This is a genomic window from Meiothermus sp. (assembly GCF_037443965.1).
GTDB lineage: Bacteria > Deinococcota > Deinococci > Deinococcales > Thermaceae > Meiothermus.
Map to the genome: position 1 here is coordinate 1 of NZ_JBBINI010000038.1, position 22,128 is coordinate 22,128.

15 protein-coding genes are annotated in these 22,128 nt (G+C 60.1%); 8 read left to right on the forward strand and 7 right to left on the reverse strand.

All coding sequences use genetic code 11. The annotated features are described in order from the left end of the window. Positions 1-136 precede the first annotated feature (136 nt). The 6 genes from WKI89_RS15690 to WKI89_RS15715 form a co-directional block, all read right to left on the reverse strand. Positions 137-2,689, reverse strand: coding sequence for a two-component regulator propeller domain-containing protein (locus tag WKI89_RS15690; RefSeq protein WP_337871199.1), 2,553 nt, complete (start codon positions 2,687-2,689; stop codon positions 137-139). Positions 2,690-2,886: 197 nt separating this feature from the next. Beyond that, entirely contained in the window at positions 2,887-5,424 is a 2,538-nt protein-coding gene (locus tag WKI89_RS15695) for a hypothetical protein (protein WP_337871201.1), read from the reverse strand. Between the two features lie 215 nt (positions 5,425-5,639). Further along, positions 5,640-8,201, reverse strand: coding sequence for a hypothetical protein (locus WKI89_RS15700; RefSeq protein WP_337871202.1), 2,562 nt, complete (start codon positions 8,199-8,201; stop codon positions 5,640-5,642). A 417-nt stretch (positions 8,202-8,618) separates the two neighbouring features. Further along, positions 8,619-10,364 (reverse strand): hypothetical protein, encoded by a 1,746-nt coding sequence (locus WKI89_RS15705; protein WP_337871203.1) that lies wholly within the window; start codon positions 10,362-10,364, stop codon positions 8,619-8,621. 315 nt (positions 10,365-10,679) lie between these two features. Continuing rightward, entirely contained in the window at positions 10,680-10,889 is a 210-nt protein-coding gene (locus WKI89_RS15710) for a hypothetical protein (RefSeq protein WP_337871205.1), read from the reverse strand. A 70-nt stretch (positions 10,890-10,959) separates the two neighbouring features. Beyond that, entirely contained in the window at positions 10,960-11,550 is a 591-nt protein-coding gene (locus WKI89_RS15715; protein WP_337871207.1) for a hypothetical protein, read from the reverse strand. Positions 11,551-11,590: 40 nt separating this feature from the next. Between WKI89_RS15715 and WKI89_RS15720 the strand changes: the two genes are divergently transcribed. From WKI89_RS15720 to WKI89_RS15745, 6 genes are all read left to right on the forward strand, one after another. Continuing rightward, positions 11,591-13,162 (forward strand): AMP-binding protein, encoded by a 1,572-nt coding sequence (locus WKI89_RS15720; RefSeq protein WP_337871209.1) that lies wholly within the window; start codon positions 11,591-11,593, stop codon positions 13,160-13,162. A 169-nt stretch (positions 13,163-13,331) separates the two neighbouring features. Further along, positions 13,332-14,105, forward strand: a complete 774-nt coding sequence (locus WKI89_RS15725; RefSeq protein WP_337871210.1) for a metallophosphoesterase family protein — start codon at positions 13,332-13,334, stop codon at positions 14,103-14,105. A 208-nt stretch (positions 14,106-14,313) separates the two neighbouring features. Further along, a complete protein-coding gene (locus WKI89_RS15730; RefSeq protein WP_337871212.1) occupies positions 14,314-15,195 on the forward strand; it encodes a hypothetical protein in 882 nt (293 codons plus the stop codon). A gap of 114 nt (positions 15,196-15,309) precedes the next feature. Then, positions 15,310-16,089, forward strand: coding sequence for a regulatory iron-sulfur-containing complex subunit RicT (ricT, locus tag WKI89_RS15735; protein WP_337871214.1), 780 nt, complete (start codon positions 15,310-15,312; stop codon positions 16,087-16,089). 204 nt (positions 16,090-16,293) lie between these two features. Next, positions 16,294-16,752 (forward strand): NUDIX domain-containing protein, encoded by a 459-nt coding sequence (locus WKI89_RS15740; protein ID WP_337871216.1) that lies wholly within the window; start codon positions 16,294-16,296, stop codon positions 16,750-16,752. Between the two features lie 542 nt (positions 16,753-17,294). Beyond that, positions 17,295-17,909 (forward strand): hypothetical protein, encoded by a 615-nt coding sequence (locus WKI89_RS15745; RefSeq protein ID WP_337871218.1) that lies wholly within the window; start codon positions 17,295-17,297, stop codon positions 17,907-17,909. A gap of 340 nt (positions 17,910-18,249) precedes the next feature. Here WKI89_RS15745 and WKI89_RS15750 read toward each other — a convergent pair whose 3' ends face one another. Then, positions 18,250-19,734, reverse strand: coding sequence for a leucyl aminopeptidase (locus tag WKI89_RS15750; RefSeq protein WP_337871219.1), 1,485 nt, complete (start codon positions 19,732-19,734; stop codon positions 18,250-18,252). A 203-nt stretch (positions 19,735-19,937) separates the two neighbouring features. On the opposite strand from WKI89_RS15750, the gene WKI89_RS15755 reads away from it, so the two are divergent. Together WKI89_RS15755 and WKI89_RS15760 are read left to right on the forward strand one after the other, a co-directional pair. Beyond that, on the forward strand, positions 19,938-20,876 hold the full coding sequence (locus tag WKI89_RS15755; protein WP_337871220.1) for a DUF1385 domain-containing protein: 939 nt from the start codon (positions 19,938-19,940) through the stop codon (positions 20,874-20,876). A gap of 39 nt (positions 20,877-20,915) precedes the next feature. Continuing rightward, on the forward strand, positions 20,916-22,082 hold the full coding sequence (locus WKI89_RS15760; RefSeq protein ID WP_337871222.1) for an exonuclease SbcCD subunit D: 1,167 nt from the start codon (positions 20,916-20,918) through the stop codon (positions 22,080-22,082). The last annotated feature ends 46 nt before the right edge of the window (positions 22,083-22,128 follow it).

Below are 22,128 nucleotides of genomic sequence, written 5' to 3' on the forward strand. Positions count from 1 at the left end.
GGCCCGGTCGTTTGCAGGTTTCCTGGCGCGGGTGAACCTGATTCTGCTGGTGCACAACCTCATCCGCAGCCGTCTTCTGCTCAGGATGGCGGGGGTGGAAGGGTAGACTGCAGGTAGCACACGAAGGTATTACACATTAGGGGGCGATGGGTGGAATGTTGAGGGCAAGGCCGGTAAAACCAACTCCTGGCGTGGGAGAGCTGAGTGTGACCCTCGGAACCCGCGGGGTGAGCAAGGTGTTGTTGGTATCCACCAAGGAAGAGGGTTCAAAAATGTAAATCTTGCCCCGGCGATCTGTTTGCAAGCGTGAAATAGGCCCTGCACCGATTGACTCTTCCGAGATACCCGTTGAAGCGAAGCATGAACGGGCTGGGTCAATTTCCACGTTGTTGTTGGTAGCCACCCACAGGTTGCCCCGGCTGTCGAAGGCCAACGAGGTTGCTTGCTGCATACCGCGGTCTTGTTCACCCGGTGCAGACACCGTTTCAGATCCAACCGTAATGCGAGCGATGATGTAGGCATCCCGTTCACCAATATCCGCGTTATTGCCGCTGAGGGGCACTTTGATGACGCTCTCACGGGAGGCGCTGATGGTGATGCTTCCGCCACCCGAGCTGGGTGGGTTACAGGTGGAGGCGGAGCTATAGCTGTCACTCCCTGCGCCATAGTCCGCAATCCAGAGGGACTGGCCATCGGGCGAGAGGGCCATACCGGTAGGCGCATAGATTGGGCCACCGGGCTGACCGCTGAGGGGGTTGATGCGCAAACGGATGTCCGGCGTAATGCGTGTGACTGCATAGGTGGGGTAGGCTGGGCCACCTGGGGGATTTAATGGGGTCAGAGGAGTGCTTGGGCAGGTCATTTGAGTAGCAGGAATGCGAGCCAGGTAGGGCGGTATTCCGGGGAAAGTACCTCCAGTTACCCAGAGATTGCCAGCACTGTCGAAAGCGATGGCCCGCGGATTCCGAAGGTTTGCTCCAGCAGCATCGAGCACACTGGCAGGTCTACTGATGCTGGCGTTTGACCCAGAGAACTGAGCGCGGTTAATGCAATTGATGACGCCGCCTGGCTCGTTAACAAACCACAGGTTGCCTTCGGAGTCGAAAGCAAGGTCGGTCACGCGGGAGCCGCTGGCGTTGTTCTGGATTACGCTGTTGTCAACTACGTAGTTGGTGTAAGAAACACTTCCAGAGTTGCTGCCTTCCGCCCAGCGGTTCTCTTCTAAATTCTCGCGCCCCACCCGCACAATACGGTTGCCATTGCCCGCGCTCACAAATTGGTATATCACATACAGATTGCCACCGGAGTCAAACTCCATGCCATACACCCCGGCACCGCGCAAAAAGTTTGCGGTGGGGGAGCTGGTAGTCAGATTTCTTGGTGAGGGCAGTATGCCACTGGAGAAGTTCGCATCGGCAGCAGCCCAAGCCGCATCGGCATCGCGCACCAGCCCCGGAATATCGTAGGGTGGCCCACCCGATGCACTGATGGTCCAACCCGAGTTATTGAGCGAGCCATTACCCCCCACAAAGAAGTGACCACTGAACGGACGTACCGATAGAGTTACGGTTACTGAAGCACTGGGATTGTCCGTCGTGGTGGTAACCGAGGGGGCATCGGAGATCAAGTAGGAATCCAGATAGGTTCCGCGCCGCACCCCAGTGGCGCTGGCGTGGATGGAAGTAAAGGGCAGGTTGTCGAAGCGGATGGGTTGGGGGGAGCTGGATGTGACCGTGCGGGTTCCAATCACCGGGCCAGAGGCCGAGCCAGCGCGCAGCGTAAGGGTGAGGCTGTCGCTCGCAGCCAGGTTCTGCAACGTCACCGCCACCGAAGCACCTGTGGCCACATAGCCGATGCTCACGTTCTGGGTGGCCTCGTTGTCGAGGGTGAAGGGATTGGCCGCTGCCGGGCTAACGGTGATGGTGGGCCGGTAGGTGACGCCGTTGATGGGGCCCACATTGCTGGCCGAGACCGTATACAACCCCACCACCTGATTGGTGAGGGTGGTCTGGCCGGCGGTGTTGATGGCGGTTGTACCGCCGGGGCCAGTCACGTTTACGTCGGGCACAAAGCCAGAGATACCCGGGGGCCCCTGTACCGTCACCGCGATGGTTCCAAAGCCCAGACCAAAAGCTATGTTAACCGTTCTTTCCTGTCCAGCGGTTACTACCACCGACTGGGTCGCCTGATTGACCCGGTAGTTGGAAGGCGGTGTTCCCGCTGCTATGGTGTAGGCCCCCGGAGGTAGGTTGAGGGTACTGACACCCACGGCATTCACGCTGGCAACAGGGACATTGGAGGCATTGCGGACTTCGACACTGGGTACGAATCCAGCCACCCCTGGGTTGACGGTAACGTTGACACTGAGCTTGCCGGTAGAGGCTTGATAGTTGACGTTGGCAAGCACTGTCGCGCCTGCTTCCACTACAACCTTGCTCGAGCCCGCCCGGTAGCTGTAGCCATTTTCTGCAATCACCTCGCCGGGCTCGAGGGTGTATTCACCCGGGGTCAGGTTGGTGAGCGTGGTCTTGCCCAGGGTGGTGATGGAAGTGGTGCCATCCGGGCCCACCACACTCAGGTTGGGGCTCAGGTTCACCCCCGGAGGCGCCCCGACCAGCACCTCCAGGGTTCCTTTGGCAGGGGTCTGGGGCGTGCAGCCCGCAAGGGCGAGCACCAGGAGGCCCAACACCCCACCTACCCAGATAGCCCAACCGGAATGCTTCTGATTATTGCGTGCAGCACGGCGCTTACACATCTTGAGCCAAAAATAGCATGATAATTTCCGGTGCATCATCAGTAACGAATATCGTAACGTTTTGTACACCGAACAATCTCCGTCCTGGTCTGCTTTTCTTGGGTTTCAGGTTTACCCCTCGGGCCTTAATTTTACGGGTGTACGTTGGGCAGACTGCTCGGGTGGGGCAGGTGGACGGCGACCCCAATCAGGCCCACCCCCACATCCCCCACGCTCAAAGTGCGCTCGAGCCCCGTGCCCCGGAGGTTGAGGGTGTTGGAACCGGTATAGGTATCGTTGCTACCCACATACCCCCGCACATCCAGGCGGTAGAGCTTGCCGCGCCGGTCGGTCAGGCCCAGGGCTGCTGCGCCGGTATCGGTGGGCAAAATTTCCACATTGTTGTTGGAGGCTACCCACAGATACCCGGCCCGGTCGAAGGCCAGTCCAAAGGCCTGTTGCAAGCCCCTGTCCTGCCCAGCCCCAGGGCCGATAGTCAGGCGGTGGCTCACCACCGCAGTCCGCCACCAGGCGCCGGGGGTCAGGTTGGAGCCCGCCAGCGGAACCCGCAGCAACGTCTCGGGGGTGGCGTTGGCGTCGCGGTAGAGGTCGCCACTGCCCCCCGAGTTACCCCCAAAATCGCCAACCCAGATCGCTCCGCCACCCGGTTCCAGGGCCACCGTAACCGGCTTGACGATGGCTCCGTAGCCGTCGCTCGCACTGGCCTGGCTGATGTCCAGCCGAATATCCACCCAGGTGCTCAGGTTGGACTCGCTCAGGCTTTCATTGCCACCGTTGCAGTCGCCGTTGGCATCGTAGGAAATCCGACTGGCATTGAGGCGGTTGAGGTACGACCGCTTGACCGGGGAAGTCTCGCCCGAACGGGGCCCCTGGTAGCCCCCCGAGGAAAACCACAGATGGCCTGCGGGGTCGAACACCAGCGCGTGGGGTATCAGGAACGGGCGTTGGTCGGCATTCTGACCGGGGGTGTTCAGCACATAGCTGTACAACCCCGTTCCCGGCCCCCAGATGCGGCTACCGGCTCTGGCGATGCTGGGGGGAGCCGCCCGCAGCTCGCTGGCCTGCACACAGGCCAAGAGGCCCAGGTAGTCGTTGACCACCCACAGGTTGCCGTTGGCATCGAAGGCCAGGTCGGCGGGTTCGTTGCCGCTCACCACCATGTTGGGGCCGGGCGTAACCTCTGCGGGCCAGCCCCAAACGCTGCCCTCGATGCGGGTATTGCCGGGCGCGGTCTCGGAGAGCTGGTTGTTGCGCAGGTTGGCCTCGCTAATCCGCACGATGCGGGCGGGGCTCGAGGCGCTCAGGTACTGGTACAGCACATACAGGTTTCCCTCACGGTCGAAGGCGATGCGGAAGGGCGCATGCGCCGTTGTGGGCGCGATGAACGGGTTGAAACTGCTCGAGCCATCGGCCAGCCAGTAGGCCGCATTGAGTTCGCCGGTGCCGGTACTCCCCCGGCCCCCGTTGCTAAACTGCCCGTTCCCCGCCACCCAGATGCGCCCGGTTCCGGCCCGCTCGGTCCAGCTCGAGAGGTTGGCGCTGGGCATAGGGTTTGCGGGGCTGGCCTGCACATTCGCTTGGCCTCCTGCAAAATAGCGGTCGGCCCAGCTACCAGGCCGCACCGCGCCGGCCGCAACGCTATAACTGCCAAAGGCCAGCCCCTCGAAGCGCACCGGCCCGTTGCCGGTGCGGGTACGGGTCTGGTTGCCAGGTTGCAGGGTCACGGTGGCAGTGTCGTTGGCACCCAGGCCCGACAGGTTTACGGTGAGGGCGGCATTGGTGGCGGTGTAGCCCAGACTGCTGCTCACCGAACCACCGATGGGCACCTCCACGCTCGAGTCGGTGGCGGTGGGCTGCCAGATGACACCGGCGGCGCTCACGTTGGCGGCGCTCAGGGTGTACCTTCCTGCCGGAAGCTGGGTGTAGGACTTGCTCTGGTTGAGGGTTTCCAGCACACTCCCGTCGGGCCGCCGCACCACCATGCCCGGCGCAAAGCCTTCCACGCCGCTGGGGGGGGTAATGTTTACGCTCAGGTTGCCAAAACCCTGGGCGTAGCTCACGCTTGCGCCCACCTCCTGGCCCGCCACCACCTCCACACGCTGGGCCGACTGGGCGAGGCTGTAGCCGGGCGGGGCTGCCAGCGGCGTGAGGGTATAGGTGTCGGGCTCGAGGTCCAGCACTGTGCTCTCCTCCACCTCCTGCACCCACCCCTGGCTACCCTCCACCCGCACCCGCGGGGTAAAACCCCCCACTGGCGGCAAAACCGAGAGACTAAGGTTCAGTTTGCCGGTAGCTACGGCATATTCGACCAACACCCGGCTGGTCTTGCCCGCTATCAGCAGGCTGTTGGCGTTGGTGTTGGCAGCGGACGAGGCTGAAGCCAACTGACCGTCCACCACAATCCGGGCCCGGTAGGTATAACCGCCCTCAAACGCAAGGGCGTTGGCGGTAATGCTATAGGTGCCGGGGGGTAGGTCGGGCAGGCGGGCCGGGCCAGGGGCCGTAAAACTGCGGCTAAAGTCGGGGCCGCTAACCCGCACGTCGGGGCTAAGGGCAGCAGGGGCTAGGATTTCAAGCTCGAGCACCCCCTTGGTGGGCGCAGGGGTACAGCCAAAAAGTGCCAGTGAAAGCAATCCAAATGCGCCCAAATAGCCAACAAGACGACTCAAAGCAGAAAAAGGCCGCACCCCGACAGGCTAGACAAACCGGCGTAAAGCCTGCGTTATAGGTTTTTTTCAGTTTCCGACAGCCTATTTTCCAATCCATAACCCACCTTGCGCCCGCCCTTTGCCCAATCCGCGCTTGCATAACGGTTTTTGTAACGCAGAACCTCACACCACAAAAACCCCTCGCGCTTTGCGAGGGGCCAGGTGGGTTGAAAGGTTTACTGGTTGGGCCGCACGTACATGGGGGCATTGAGGGGCGCGATGTTGAAGGCCACACCGGTAAAGCCCACCCCGTCCGTTGCCGCGCTAATCCGCACCGCCGGGGTCACATCGCGAGCAAAGGGCAGGGCCGGGTCGGAGCCGCCGCGCGACCCAATGGTCAGACCATAGACCTTGCCGCGGCGGTCCGTCAGAGCCGTACCCGGCAAGCAGACCACGCTTTCGCCCGCTCCAGGTGCGGTAAACCCACAGGGCGGAGTGGTGTCCCCCGAAGTCACAATCACGTTGTTGTTGGTGGCCAGCCACAGGCGGCCCTGCTTATCGAAGGCCATATGGAAGGGCTGCTGCAAACCACGGTCGGTACCCGTGCCCGCCGGGATGGTGATGCGGTCCAGCAAACGGCCCGTTTCCGTGAAAGCATTCCGCAGGGTGGCTCCGGTGGTAATTCCGGCGATATTAATCTGGATGACGCTCTCCTGATCGGCGTTGGCATCTACAAATACGGGGGCAGACTCCTTAACTTGTCCAGTAGGGCAGTCGGGGTCGGGGGTGGTGGGCGGGGGGGTAGGGGTGATGCACTTGTACCGCGCACTGCTCCCGCCGTAGTCGGCCACCCAGAGCGAGTTGCCATCGGGCGAAAGGGCCAGGCCCGCAGGTTTGATGATGGGGCCCCCCGCACCTCCCACATTGCTGATGTTCAGGAGCACATCCGGCGCAACGCGCTGCACCCCGCCCGAGCAGGTCAGGTTGGCGGCATTGATGCGCGAGAGCCGCGCACGGCGGTCGGGGTCGGAGGCCACGGTGTCGTCGGAGGTAAACCAGAGGTTGCCATCGCGGTCGAAGGCCAGCGCCCGCACGAAGGTGTAGGTACGGGCCAGTTCTCCCGTAAAGCTGGTGGGCACGATGAGGGCCTGGTTAAAGCTGGTAATGGTGCTGCCAGCAGCATTCAACTGGGCGTTGGAGACACAGACAATGGCGCTGCCGTTGTCATTGGCAATCCACATATTGCCGTTGCTGTCGAAGGCGATATCGGAGGGCTCTACTTCTTCGTTACCGCCCTGACCACTTGGAACCCCGATGGCCGTTCCAACGATCTCCTTATTTCCAGCCGCCCCTGCTGTTAGGCTACCGGCCCGCAGGTTGGCCTCGCTAATGCGCAAAATGCGAGCTGCGTTACTACCGCTAAAGTTCTGGTAAATCACGTAGGCGTTGCCCTCGCGGTCGAATACCGTTTTGAAGTAGCCTTCGGTAGACGATGTACCGGCTGTGGGCAGGAAGTTGGTGAGCGTTGCGCCCGTGGCAATCGAGGTATCGGCCAGGCTGTAGATAGCGTTCAAGCCATTTGGCAGGAAGGTGCCGTTGCCTGTGATGAACATTTTGCCAGTCTCGCCACGGGGAGTCAGGGGCAGGTTCGGCGCGGTAGCGGCAGGCGTGGTGGATGAAGGGGAAGCCGTTACACCCGCTGTGCTAAAGAAATAGCTATCTACGGTGGTGCCGGCCACGATGGAGGTGGCAGTGGCGGTATAGGTTCCGAAGCGCGGCACGGTAATGGTGGCGCTACGGGCCGTTCCGGTGATGGTGGTGGGGGCGACGGTGGCGGGGCCGCCGGTGAGGGCAATCACCGTGTTGGCCGTCGCGGGGGCCGCAGGTAAACCGGTAAGGTTAACTGTAACAGTTGGGCGGCTGTAGGTGACGGTCGCGGTATCGGTACCGCCGGAGGCAATGTTGAGGGTGGTTTTGGAGAGGCTGGCGGCAAAGTCTTGGGCCGAGGCACCGCTGCCCACGGTAGCTGGCTGGGCAGCCAGGGTGTAGGAGCCAGGGGCCAGGTTGCTAAAGGTGACTGAGCCGTTGTTGCTAAACTGCTGGGTGATAGCCGAGCCACCGCTGGGGGTCAGGCTAACGTTAACGGGAGCCGCTGTGGGCCCGCTCAAAATGCCCGCAATGGTAATGGTAGCCGTGCCAGGGTTGAGGGTAAAGCTCACATCAACCACCGCTTCTTCGCCGGCATTAACCGTTACAGTGGTGCCGTCCACAGCACTGGCGTAGGTTGAGTTGCCCTCGGTCAGACTGGGAACCGAAATAGTATAGGTGTCGGGCGCGACATCTTCGTAGGTGCCCGAAGCCGAGAGCGGTGTGCCCACCGGTGTGCTGTTTTTGCTAATGGTTACACTGGGGGTTAGGGTTGCGGGCAGGCCGGTGGTGTTGATGTTGACCTGGATTTTGCCACTGATGGCTGCATAGTCCACGTTAAAGGTTGACTTTTTGCCCGCTTCCACCTTTAGGGTGGCACCGGTTCCGTTGTAGCCAATTCCATTTGCGACTACTTTATTCACTTCAACCGTGTAGTCGCCAGGGTCTTTGTCTTTGAACTCGGTCGGGCCAGTGGTATTGATGGTGGAGTCGGTGCCGGGGCCGGTTACCCTAACGTTGGGGGTCACGCCGCTGGGGGCATTGACGGTGATCTCGAGAATGCCCTTGGTGGCAGCAGGCCCAGGGCAAGCGGTCAAAATCAGCGACAACGCACCCGCAGTCAGAAACCAAACTGATCGCTTCAATCGCATATGTATCCTCCTGAAGCAGAGGGTAGGCTTTAGGGCGTAATCGCTGCGTTATAGGGGTTTTTGCGATGGGATTGGGCCGTAATTGCTCTTCATAACCTGATTTAGACAACCTCTGCAACCGGCAACCTTCCAATAACGACTTTTGTAACGAAGCACCCTGCGGGCTCTCATAACCCAAGGTGTCTAGAAATTGCGTTTTGGACAATGTATTGGCAACCATCAAAGGAGATGACCCATGCCTCGAGGGCACACGAACCCCGTGGGGGCTGCGTTCTTAACGGTAAATTGAGTATATCGGCCGTTAAGTCTGACCCTAAAAACGCAGGGAGCCACTGGCCAGTCCCTGACAGCATCAAAGTCATATGAGAGGCGCTAAACGCACCTCTCACACGCAAAGCTGGTATTTGAACCTGTAGGTTATCGCAAGAAGGGGGGGGTGTTGGCATCGCCCAGATTGAAGGCCAGGCTGGTAACGGGGAAAGCCGCGGTGAAGCTCTTTTCCACTGTGGTCGAGACTGCCCCCGAACCGGAGATGGCATTGAGGGCAAATACCGTGCTACCCCCCGAGACCCACAAGCGCCCCCTGGCATCGAAAGCCAGGCTGGTGGGGGCCAGGCTGGCCTGGCCGGTAACGGTTACGGTCTTCAAAAAGCTGGGAGTGGTGGCGCTGGCGCCGCTGCTGGCATCTACTTCGATCAGATTGTTGCCGGTGCGGTTGGCAACCCACAGGGAGTTACCAGAGGGGTCGAGGGCCAGGTCGGTGGGCTCGCCAATGGTAGCCGTAACGGTGTAGTTGCGTTCACCAGAGACCAGCTCTTGGGTTAGGGGTGTTTGGGTAGTGGGGTTGAGGTTGGGGCAACTCAGGCTGCTGCTGGCAATGCGGGTCAGGCGGCGGGCCGCACTGGGGGTGGTGACGGAGGCGCCAATCCACAGGTTGCCGCTGCGGTCGAAGGCCAGGCTGGTCGCGCCCGCCACCGCCGCGCCGTAGTAGATGATGCCGGGGGTGTCGAGGGTGTTGTTGCTGGCGCCCGCTTTGGCGGCCATGTCGGCTGCGGAGTAGCAGACCAGACGCCCCGCAGGGGCGGTGGAGGGAATCGAGCCGCCGTTGGTGTCAATCCGGGCCACGCTGGTGGGGTCTACCATCCACAGGTTGCCGTTGGCATCGAAGGCCATATCGGCTGGGGCGGTGAGGTTGCGGTCGCGGCAGGTCCCGCCCGTACAGCCCCCTGTAAAGGAGAAATAGCCGTTGGTGATGACAAAGTCTACCGGGGTGGTGGCCACGGTGCTGGCGGTGGTGGGCGAGAAGCGGGTAATGAGGGTTTGGATGCTGTCGGCAGGGGTACCCCGGACAAGCTGGTAGAGGTTGCCGCTGCGGTCGAAAATGGCCTCGCGGACGGCGGTATCGGCCCTGGACTGGGTTACGGTGGGGCTGGCGGTCTGGAGGCTGGCATCGCTCACATAGGCAATACCGCTGGGGGTGTCGGTTGCACCCACACCCGCTAGGTAAAGCCGACCAGTGGCCGGGCGGGCTGTAAAGGCGTTGGCATCTACCACGGCTGGAGCAGTCGCGTTGGCCGAGAAGCTAGAGAGGCTCGAGGCAATGGTAGAGGAAGTACCCACCACGGCCAGCACGCTGACGCTGTAGGCCTCGTTGGGCACGTTGAGATCCACCGTACCGTTGCCGGTGAGGCTGGTGTCCTCGGTGAGGGTGCCGTCGGCTGCCCTGGCCCGCACAATCACCCGTTGGGTGTTGGCCGGAACATTGCCGACATTGACACGAAGGCCGCTGAGGGCCTGGGTGTAGTCCACCGTAACGGTGATCTTGGTATTGGCGGTCACGGTGGCAGTGGCCGTGTTACTGGTGCCTGGGGTGGAGCCCACCGATACTTTGCCGTTGTAGGTAGTTCCTCCCGCGGTCACGTCCTGGGCGGTAATGGTGTAGTCACCAATATTGGCTCCATCAAATAGCCTGACCCCATCTTGGCTAATGGTTTGGTTGAAGCCTCCGGGCCCGGTTACCGAGACGTTGGGGCTAATGCCGGAGCCGGTGGGAATATTAACCGTGACCTCGAGCTGCCCCTTGGCCTGGGTGTTGGTCGAGGGACAAGCGGTTAGCAGCAGTCCGAGCAGTGCAAGCAGGGGCGTCCAACGCAAGTTTGCCATGTAACTCCTTTCCTTTTGGCCGTGCAAGCCAATGCTCAATCAATTCTAAGGGCTCGAGGGACACGCGAAGGTTCAGATCAGCGTTATGCTCGAGGTTAAGCCCAGTTTCAAAATGGGCCACGCCTTCACACCCCATACCTTGTTGTTTGTGAAAACCCCGACTAGGACTGGTCAGGATACCAGGCTTCTTTGCGCTGAGCGTAGGATTCGGGTGTTAACGTTGCCTACCCACAGAAACGGGAACCAGCGACACCCGTGTGAATCACTGAAGTGACCCGACCTTAGGCCCGGCGCCGCGGTGGGTTTAGCAGGGGTTTAGAAACTAATCGTGGCCTGACCCAGCTTGCCCAGGATCAGCATGGAGGCAACCGTCGCTGCCGTAAGGATAATTAACACCAGGGCCATCCCGATGTAGCGCAGATCGGCTCCCTCGCTTTCAACCTCGAGGGCGCGAGGGCGCAAAGCCAGGTACAAAAGCCAGGTGACCAGAATCGAGCCGATGGTGAACAAGATGGCAAACAGCACTCTATCCCTCCTAGTGTAGGGGCCAGGGCCCCAGGTAACACTGGTACTCGGGGCCTTGTCGGTCTGCAGGCTAGCGCATCCGCCATGCCCCGAGCAAGGTCTCGAGATTTCTATCTAAGCCTACCAAACCCAAGCCATAAGTGGGTATACCCCGCTCCCAACCGACTGCACCCACCCTTGGTCCTTCGAAAATGGGCAATGGGGCTGGCGCGGGGGATTCCCAAGGTGCATAGGCCCTGGATTCGCAGTACGAAAACTCGGGTCGCAATGCCACCTCGAGCTGCCGGGCCTCACGCGGGTCGTCCCAGGGTACCCACTCGCCCTCGGCCACCTCCTTGCGTCCAGGGTAGGCCGTGCCCAGACCTTCCCCCAGACGCACCACCAGCGCCCGGCGGGGGTTGGCCCAGTAGAGCGCCCTGGCAAAGGGGACGGCATGGTCTTCGGAGACATCCAACCCCAACACCATCCGCCCCCTAAAGCGTTGGGGCAGTTGGGGCAGCACCTCCTCAATCATGGAGTTGCTCATCCAGAGCAACAGGGTGTCACCCCCATACGAACCCTCGAGCCAGGCATAAAAGCTGCCAAACTCGTCCACCAAGGTTCGGGTGCGTTCCGCTAGTAGGGATTCAAGCCAATCGGTATGCCCCATGATGGTTTGCACAATAGCAGAATATCCACCTTCACAGGTATATTTGTCGCTAGTGGACAACCTACGGTTTGCCCCAGCCCCCAGGGCGGTGATTGCCCAGCACTTCCGCTGGGAGGTTCCGTCATGGTTCAACATAGCCCAGGCCACCGTGGTAAAGGCTGCCGCACGGCATCCAAACCGTATCGCCCTGATCGAGCCCCAACTGGGGCGGCAGACCACCTTTGCCGAACTGCACACCCAGTCCAATCGTCTGGCCAATGCACTCCAAGCCCTGGGCTTGCAGCGCGGCGACCGGGTGGGGCTGCTGATGGGACAGTCGCTCGAGCTGGCCCTGGCCCACCTTGCTATCTACAAGGCCGGAGCCATCGCCCTGCCCTTATCGCTGTTGTTCGGCCAGGATGCACTCCTATACCGCCTAGAACACTCCGGCGCACGCTTCTTGATTGCCGAACGCACCACGCTACAAGCCCTAAACCCAGACTTGCCCGCAGAAACCAGGGTGATCTACCAGGATCAGATTCTAGATTTACTCCAAGCGGCCCATCCCGATTTTGTGCCGTACCCCACCCAGGCCGACGATCCGGCTATTATCATCTATACCTCTGGCACCACCGGCAAGCCCAAAGGGGCCCTTCTGCCCCACCGTACCCTGCTGGGGCATCTCCCTGGTTTCCGGCTGTTCTGCAACTTTCCAGCGGATCAAGCCATCTACTGGTCGGCGGCGGACTGGGCCTGGATTGGAGGCTTGCTCAACGTGCTGCTGTGTGCTTGGTTCTATGGCTATACCGTGGTGGCCTACCGCACCCAGCGTTTCGACCCCGAGGAAGCCCTGCACCTATTGCAAAGTCAGGGAGTAACCCACACCTTCCTCTTCCCTACGGCCCTCAAGCTCATGCGCCAGTTGGGCCGGGTTCGAACCCGACCCAACCTGCAAAGCATCCACTCCGGGGGCGAACCCCTGGGGGCCGAACTTCTGGCCTGGGTACAAGAAAACTTTGGCCTGCCGGTCAACGAGTTTTATGGCCAGACCGAAGCCAACCTGCTGGTGGGCAATTCCTATCAGGTAGACCCCATCCGACCGGGTTCGATGGGCCTACCATACCCTGGGCATCGTGTGGAAATTATAGACGAAACCGGCCAGCCCCTGCCTCCAGGAGCAGTGGGGGAAATTGCCCTCCACACCCCCGATCCGGTTACATTTTTGGGTTACTGGAAAAATCCAGAGGCCACCCAGCAGAAGTTTTTGGGTTCCTATTTGAAAACTGGCGACCTCGGCAGCAAAGACCCGGATGGCTATCTGTGGTTCAAAGCCCGGGCCGACGACCTGATCAAGGCAGCCGGCTATCGCATCAGCCCCTTCGAGGTGGAGGAAGCCATCCTGCATCACCCTGCCGTTGCGATGGTTGCGGTGGTGGGGGTGGCCGATGCCCAGCGGGGTCAACGCATCGTGGCCCATGTCAAGCTTCGCGAGGGACAGACCGGCACACCCGCCCTAACCCAGGCCTTGCAAGAAGAGGTGCGTAAGCGGGTTGGGCACCACGCCTATCCCAGAGAAGTCCACTATGTGGACGAACTACCCCTCACCACCACCGGGAAGATCCAGCGTTTCAGGCTAAGGGAGTAATCCGCTGGCCTTGTTCAGTGGCTACTGGCTGGATTTTGCCCCACGTTTGTTGGAAATGGCCCAACCGCCAGGTGTACGGCTGCTAGCATGAAGGCAAAGCTTATGAGCAGGGTTTTTCGACCGGTTTTAACAAGGTTTTTCCACAGAAGGCGGGTATGATGGGAGTGCTGTGCGCTACCTGATTGTTTCGGATCTTCATGGCAACTGGCCCGCCCTCGAGGCTGTCCTCAAGGAAGCCCGGGGCTACGACCAAGTGCTCTTCCTGGGCGATGCGGTGGGCTACTACCCCGATGTGAACCGGGTGCTGGACTGGTTGCGCTCGGTGAATGCCAAGGGGGTGATGGGCAACCACGACATCTGGTTGCTGGAGATCAAGGCCATGCAAATTGAAGGGCCGGTGCTGGAAATTTTGTCCTGGCAAGCCGAGCGCATCAGCCCTGAAAACCGTGAGTACCTCTCCCAGTTGCCCTGGACCGCCGAGGAAGCGGGTGCGCTGATGGTGCACGGCAGCCCCCTGGACCCGCTGGCCTATCTGGAAGAGGTGGAACAAGCCCGGGATGTGTTCAATAAGGTGAGCCACCGCTGGATTTTCCACGGACATACCCATTTAGCCGGAAGCTACCTAAGTCTGGAAAGCACCACCGTGCGCGGTCAGGCCACCACCGCCGATGTAAGCACCCCCCAGGGGCGTTGGGTACGTTACCAACGCTATGCCAACGGCGGCGAACTCATCGTCGCACCCAAGGCCAGGGCCATCATCAACCCCGGCTCCACCGGCCAGCCCAGGGACGGCGTAACCGGAGCGGCCTACGCCATCTGGGACTCCGAGGAGGACACGGTGGAGTTTTTCCGGGCCAAGTACAACCTCGAGCAGGTGCTCTCCCGCCTGCACCACGAGCAGTTCCCGATGTGGCTCTACGAGCGCTTGGTATTGGGCAAGTGATACCGCCTCTGAAGCCGCTCCCCTGCGTGTTGTGGGCAATGCTCGCAAAGGGTTCCGAAGTATGCTGTGTACGAGGCTCGGCACACACCGGAGCCCAGCGGTGTGTGGCTTAGTAGATGGGCCTGAGCACCCCCAACGCCCCAGCGTAATCCTGCGAAGCCTATAGGAATCATCTAGCTTCCAACCAATTGCCCAGGTCGTTTTGACGATGCAAATTCTCGGCCACCATAGAATCCTCGAGCTGCTGCCCAAGCTGCGGGCGCAAACCTTCTTGTTCACCGGCCCGGAGGGGGTCGGACGCCGCACCGTTGCGCGGTGGTTTGCCTACGGCCTCAACTGTGAGCGGGGTTTTCCGCCCTGCGGGCAGTGTGGCTCCTGCCGCCTCGAGCCCCACCCCGACCTGCTCGAGATTGCCCCGGAAAGCGAGACCAAGACCGGCCGCAAAGCCCGCGTACCGCAAATTCGCCTCGAGCAAATTGCCCCCCGCGAGGGCGAGGTGGAGCAAAATCTGCTGGACTGGATCGCCACCTACCCCCGCTTCAAGGCCAAAACCGCGATTATTGACGGGGCACACTGGCTGGGTGAACCCGCTGCCAATGCGCTTCTAAAGGTGCTGGAAGAGCCCCCGGCCTTTTCGCGGCTCATTTTAGTAGCGCCCAGCCGCGAACTGGTGCTGCCCACCCTGGTTAGCCGGAGCCTCGAGCTGAGTTTTACCCCGCTGCCCGAGGCCCTGCTGCAAACCCTGACCCTTGACCCCGAGGTGCTGGCTTTTGCCCAGGGGGCCCCTGGCCGGGTACGCTGGGCGCTCGAGCACCCCGCCGAGTTTGGAAAGCTGACCAGCCGTACCCAGGGTGTGCTGGAAGCCTTGCGGGCCGGGCCTGCCCAAACCCTGGAAGCCCTCAAGCTGCTCACCGAGATGGAAGAGGCCCTGCCCTACCTGGGGCGCCAACTGGGAAAAACCCTCGGGGTCGGAAGCCCCGCTTACCTGGAGGCCCTCGAGGCCCTCAGCCGGGCCCAGGATGCGCTCTCGGCCTATGTGAGCGAAGACCTGGTTCAGACCTGGCTGGCCCTCAAGCTGGGTCGGCTCTAGCTTTACGGCGCCATTCTGCTTTACTCTAGGAATGGATTGTGAGTACTGTGCAGTCCACCCTGGAACGATTCACCGGGTTGAATGCAGACATTCGACCCTTTTTGGGAGGTTTTCATGGAGTGCGTCGGCGTGCGATTCGCGCATGGCCCCAAGGTATACGATTACAAGTTTAGCGATCAGGCTCCGCCGGTGGGTAGCTGGGTGGTGGTGCGTACCGGACGGGGGTTGGAGATCGCCAAAGTACGCACCGAACCCCATCTGGGCAACGCCGTGGGAGAGGTAATCCGCATCGCTACCCCGGAAGACCTGGACAACCATGCCAACCTGAAAAACCGAGGCCAAGAGGTGCAATGGTGGCTCAAAGCCCGCCTGCGCCGGGAAGGTATCCAGGCCAAGGTGCTGGGGTGCGAATTCACCCTGGATGGCAACCACATCTCGGTTCACTACTCCGCCGAGGAGCGCATAGACCTGCGGCGCTGGGTCAACGAGTTGAACAAACTGGCGGGGGCTCGAGTAGAGTTCATTGCCTTGGGCCCCCGCGACCAGACAACTTATCTGGGCACCCTGGGAGCTTGTGGGATGGAGTCGTGTTGCTCCACCTGGCTGCAAGACTTTGCCCAGGTCTCCATCAAGATGGCCCGCGATCAGCAACTACCGCTCTCCCCCGAGAAAATCTCCGGCCCCTGCGGGCGCTTGTTGTGCTGCTTGCAGTACGAACACGACCACTATCAGGAGTTGTTAGCCGACCTACCCCGCAAGAATGCCAAAGTCTGTAGCATCCAGGGCACCTGCGGTAAGGTCGCCAAGCTCAACCCATTGGCCGGAACCGTGGACTTGATTACCGAAGAGGGCAGCTGGGTCACGGTACACAAAAGTGAATTGCAGCGGGATTGATCATAGGGGAAGCCAAACAACATGAAGCAAACGGCCACCTAGTTGCATTCAGGTACTATTTCTTCGGGGTTTTGAATAGTCGTGTGCTGGGCGCAATTTCCGAGCGATTACTAATTTGCCAATTCCCCCCCAGAGATATACCAGAATTACGTAGCTTATGCACTATTTGTGGCTGGAAATAGTTCCAGGTTGTAAACTTCTGAAGTGATTGTGCAGGATTTTCAGGGGGCCAGGTTCAACTATCGGGTGGGTGGGGTAGTAATCAAGCGCCAGCAGGTCTTGCTGTGCCACGAGCCTGCAGGCGACTTCTGGTATCTGCCGGGGGGGCGGGTGGAAATGGGCGAGGAGGCCCGCCAGAGCCTCGAGCGAGAAATCTATGAAGAACTTCAGATGCCAGCGAGAGTAGGCCGGATGTTGTGGGTAACGGAAAACTTCTTCGAGCTCGAAGGAACTCCCATTCATGAGGTAGGGTTGTATTTTGCTCTGGACATCCCCCTCGAGCCCACCCCAGAACCCTTGATCGGGCAAGAGGCCGGTCAAAAGCTATGGTTCCGCTGGGTACCCCTGCAGGATCTACCCAAAATCAACCTAAGGCCCGACTTCCTCAAGGCTGCCCTGAGAGCCTTGCCGGTACGCACTAAACACATCATTCACCGTGGCTAAGTGGTTTGGTGAGTTAAAGATTGATGTGCAATGAAGTTCCCGAAATGAAGTACTCTAAGCAACTCCCAGATATTCGAGGGGCTCCATCCATCCCGGAAATTAAGTTACCAGAGCGCCTGGAGCGGTTCTCGAAAAGAACCTAGTTATCCTCATACCGTTTCCGCTTGAATCCTTCACCGTTGGACGCAGTCAGAGGTGAAGGATTCAAGCCGACCGAAGGGAGTAGAAAAGCATTTCGGTAGTATCGTTTAGGCTTGCCGTAGTGAACGATACTACCGAAATGCGTATCAGAAGTCAAGAACTGTGCTGAACTCGTTTTTTGCCGCTAGGACGAGCGGCAAAAATAGAGGGAACCGCGATAAGATGCTCCTACTGGACGTTGCCGATTGCTCATAGCCAATGGAAGGGCACCAAGAAACGTTCGCCAGCCTTGAGCTAACTCGGCCAAAGACCCTGTAACTCTGTTAGACTTGATGAGTTATAGGGCAATGATTGGATTGTTGGGATATTTTGCGATTTGTTTATTGGAGACGGGGTGGACGGTGCTTAAGCTTAGTCAGGTTCTAACGCGCAGCTTTGGGCTCTTGGCCCAGCATCCGCTGGGGATTGTGTGGTTACTGATCCAAGCCCTGCTGGTCAGCGTTTTCACCCTGGGTCTTTTAGCTGGCCCGATGCAAGTAGGCGTCTACACCGTCCTGATGCGCTATGCCCGCACCGGCGAATGGAGGCCCGAAGCGCTGTGGGGCAACACCACTGGGCACAACATTGCTGCCGGGATTGTCTTTGTGGCCTCGGCGGTGGCGGCTTTCGTGGTGGGGCTGCCATTCACCGTGCCCGACGCTGCCTTGGCCTCGGTGCTGAGCTTCGTGGGGCTTTTTGCCATCAACCTGCTGTGGTTTTACACCTTCCAGATCATGGTGGACGATGACCAGGTCTGGCCCAATGCCATGCGTAAAGGATGGGACTTGATGCAACAGGGCGGGCTGGGCAACCACCTCTTGCTCATCGCCATCCTGGAATCGCTGGTACTGGTCTCTACCCTATCCACCTGGATACCCTTCCAAACCGCGATGTACCTGCTCTTGCTGGGGTTCTCAACGGTGGCTAGAGCGGTTGCGTATGTACAACTGGTTCCGACCAGGGCCTTCGAACCCTGAGCTACGTTTGCGCAAAGTGCCTTACCAAGGAATTTTCCTCATCTTGGGGCTCCGTGAGAAGCGCAGATGAGTTTCAAACAGCAAAACGCTGTTTATTGCGACGCGCAAAGGGGCGAATCTTGCCGTGGGGTACTCAGGGTCAGGGCTGGCCAGTAACGTCAGTTCGAAGTTATCCAACAAGCTGAAACCGCTGAGCCGAAGGTTGAAAACCCGTCAATCAGCCTCACGGCATCGTAAAGTCCACCCCTGCGCTGTAGGGGAGGCTTTAGCGTGAGTCTGCCATGCCACACAGGTTTATTCTGCTTTTCTATCTCCGAACTGACGTTACACTACAGCGCTTCTACAGACCGACCAGTTCGACCAGTGTCCGAACCCCAAAGCCGGTGCCGCCCGCCTGCCCCAGATCGTGGCTTTTCTCGGTGTAGGCCGGGCCTGCAATATCCAGGTGCACCAGCGGCTTCTTAGTAAACTCGCCCAAGAACAGTGCGGCATTGATAGCCCCAGCATAGCGGCTGCGTCCGTGGGTGTTTTTCAAATCGGCGGTATTGGACTTGAGGGCCTCGAGGTATTCCTCTTCCATAGGCAGCGGCCAGACTTTCTCTCCAGCCCGTTCGGCTGCTTCTTGCACTTCGCGCCCCCAGCGTGCATCGTTGGCAAAGAGCCCGGCCACCTTATCTCCCAGTGCGACCACACAGGCCCCGGTCAGGGTGGACAGCTCCACAATGGCATCAGCGCCCTGCTGGTCGGCATAGGTGATGGCATCGGCTAGGGTTAGGCGTCCTTCTGCATCGGTGTTGAGAACCTCGATGGTCTTTCCCGAGAGGCTCGTAAGCACATCGGAAACCCGGTAGGCACTGCCCGAAATCATGTTTTCGGCAGCCGCCACGTAGGCCCGCACCTCCACCACGGGCATGAGCTTGGCAATGGCCCGCATGGCCCCCAGAACCGCCGCCGCACCGGCCATATCGCACTTCATGGTGATCTGGCTCTCGGAGGGTTTGAGCGAGTAGCCGCCGGTGTCGAAGGTGAGCCCCTTACCCACCAGCGCAACCACCCGGCCGGAAGGGTCTTGCGGTTTGTAGGTTAGTTGGATGAATCGGGGTGGATTTGCGGAACCCTGGGCCACCCCGTAAAACGCACCCATACCCGCTTGTTTGATCTGCGCTTCGTCCCAAATCTCCACACCTAGCCCCAGCTCCTGCGCCATTTCGCGCGTGCGCCGGGCCAGTTCTTCCGGGTTTAGCACATTGGGGGGCTCGTTGACCAAATCGCGGGCATAGTTGACGGCCTCTGCCACAATCTCTGCCCGGTCCACCGCAGGCCCCGAGGAACGTGCCAGCCACAGCCGCAGCTTTTCGCCCCGTTTGCTGGCGGAGCTACTGGTTTTGTACTTGTGCCAGCTATACCCCCCCAGCAAAGCCCCTTCGGCCAGCGCATAGCTGGCTTCTTTCTTGCCAAACTTGTCGGATAAGAAGGTCTCGGTAACCGCTTCTTTGAAGCCTAGTTTGGCGATGGCCTGTACCAGCTTGGCCCCAGCTTTACGCACGGTTTCGAGACTAACACCTCGCTTTTTGCCCAGGCCAAACAGCAAGACGAATCCGGGGCCTTCCGATTCGCTGCGACGGGGGCCCAGTGGAACCAGTAGGGTCTCGCCAAACTCGCCTTTGAAAGAAAGCTCCTCCATCATTTTGGAGAGCATTTTTCGATGTTTTTGGTTCAGTTTATGTCCCTCTTCGCTCAACTCACCGCCCCATACCCCCACCACCACCAGCGGTACAGGTATCTCGTCTACAAAGCGCCGTGCAGACTTGAGTGTTAGTTCCATAGCTTGCGAACTATAACACAAAAAGCATGAAAGCTGACCAGTGGGTCAGCTTTTGCGGTGTGGCCTGGATTGCGTGCGAAAGGCTACTTCTTGCACCCAAAACCCGGTGTTCAACTTTGAAGCCCTTGAGGTCTACAAGACCAAACCGTTCATTCTCATTCCGCTCTGACGTGTCGCTGAGCCGATGGGCTAAGATGATTTAGATGAAGTTTCTAGCGCAAGGTTTAGGTCTTTTTCGAAAACTGGGGTTTTTTCTCAATCAAGCAGCGCTAGGGGGCAGTGCGGCCCTCGAGGGGGTCATGATGAAGGCCGCCGATGCCTGGGCGCTGGCGGTACGGCTACCCAATGGCCAGATTCATGTCGAGCGGCACGAGGAAGTTGCCCTGACCAAAAAATACCCCTGGGCCCGGCTGCCGCTCATCCGGGGTGTGGTAGCGCTTTGGGACGCCATGGGCATCTCTTACAAGTCGCTCTCGCGCAGCGGCGAGCTGGCCGGAGAGGAAGACGAGAAGGTCTCAGGGGCGGCCATGTACGGCACCCTGGCGGTGTCGCTGGTCATCGGCCTGGCCTTGTTCGTGTGGCTGCCGGCCCGGCTGGCGGGTCTTTTAGTAGATGAGGAGCGCTTTCGTTTCCTGTTCTATGTGGTAGCGGGGCTATTCGAAACCGCCATCCTGATTGGCTATCTGATGTTTATCGGACGCATGAAGGACATGCAGCGCTTCTTCATGTACCACGGGGCCGAACACAAGGCTATTGCGGCGCACGAAAAGGGCCTCGAGCTCACCGTGGAAAACGTGCGGGCCCAGCCGGCCTACCACCCGCGTTGCGGCACCAGCTTCATCGCTTTTACCGCAGTGGTGGGGGTGTTCGTGTACAGCTTCTTCCCGCCCCTCACGGTGGCCTGGTACTGGATCTTCCCGCGCCTTCTGATGATTCCGGTGGTAGCCGCGGTCTCCTTCGAGGTGCTGCGCTACTCCGCCGCCCACCACGACCCCCTCTCGAGGTTCTTCCGCTGGCTAGGCTTCAAGTTCCAGATGCTCACCGTCAAGGAACCCACCGACGACATGATCGAGGTGGCCATCGAGAGCACCAAAGCCGCCCTGGCCGAGCAGCCCGCCGAAAAACCGGTGGCGGTAGCCTAGCGAATACCCAAAACGGACCAACAAAAGTACAATCAGCCCATGCGCATTCTGCACACAGCAGACTGGCACCTAGGCAAGGTGCTCAAAGGACGGGAACGAACGCCGGAAATTCGGCAAGCGTTGCAGGGGTTGCTGGGGCTGGTGCGCTCGGAGCGCATTGACATGGTGCTGGTCGCAGGCGATCTGTTCGACCGGAGCGTGGTATCCACCGAGGCCGAGGCCGCCGCCTTCGAGTTTTTTTTGGGCCTGCGCGAGCTGAGGGTTCCGGCGCTGGTGATTGCCGGTAACCACGACAGCCGCGACCGTCTCGAGGCCCTCTCGCCCCTGCTCTCCCTGACCGGAGCCACCGTGTTTGGCAACCTACGCTTTGCCGAACAGGGTGGGGTGGTGGAGGCCCTGGGCGCTAGGGTGGCGCTGCTGCCCTTTTTATCGGAGCGCCGACTGGTCAAGGCGGGCGACCTGCTGCAGGGCGACAGCGCGGAGTGGAAGAAAACCTACAGCTCGAGCATGAGCCTGATCCTGAAAAACCTGACCCAGGGCTTCGGGGGCGACCTGAACCTCCTGATGGCCCACCTGACCGTGGAAGGGGGGAAGCTGGGTGGGGGCGAGTTTACCTTTCACACCACCAACAGCTACGCCATCCAGCCCACCGACTTTCCCCAAACCCTAAGCTACGTGGCCCTTGGCCACCTGCACCGCCAGCAGCAGGTGTCCGAGGCCCCCTTGGCCTGGTATGCGGGCTCGCTGATCCAGCTCGACTTTGGCGAGGGCGAGGATAGCCCCAGGGGCGGTCTGATTGTGGAGGTTGAGCCCGGTTTGCCGGCCAAGGTGCACCCCGTAAACGAGCGCTGGGGCAAACCGCTCAAAACCTTCCGGGTCAGCCGCGAGTCTTTGGATCGCCGCTGGGACGAGATTCAAGCGTTTCCCGGTTATGGCAAAGTGGTGATCGAAGGCAAGGGAAACCCCGCCCTTCGCGAACGCCTGTTCAAGGAAATTCCAGACCTGCTGGACGTAGAGTTTCACGTCGCTGAATCGGAGGAGACCGGGCCAACGGCAGTAGCGGTAGAAAAACTTGACTGGGTCGAGGCCTATGCTCAATACCGCCTGGAAGCCACAGCCAGCGAAGCCAGCCCTGAACTGCTGGCGGCCTTTAGACAGATGTTCGAGGAAACCCATGCTGACGTGGGGGTGCATGAAAGGCACTAGCAAGTTGCATAGCTGCGGGCTCTTGACTTCTAGCACTCTACCCTTG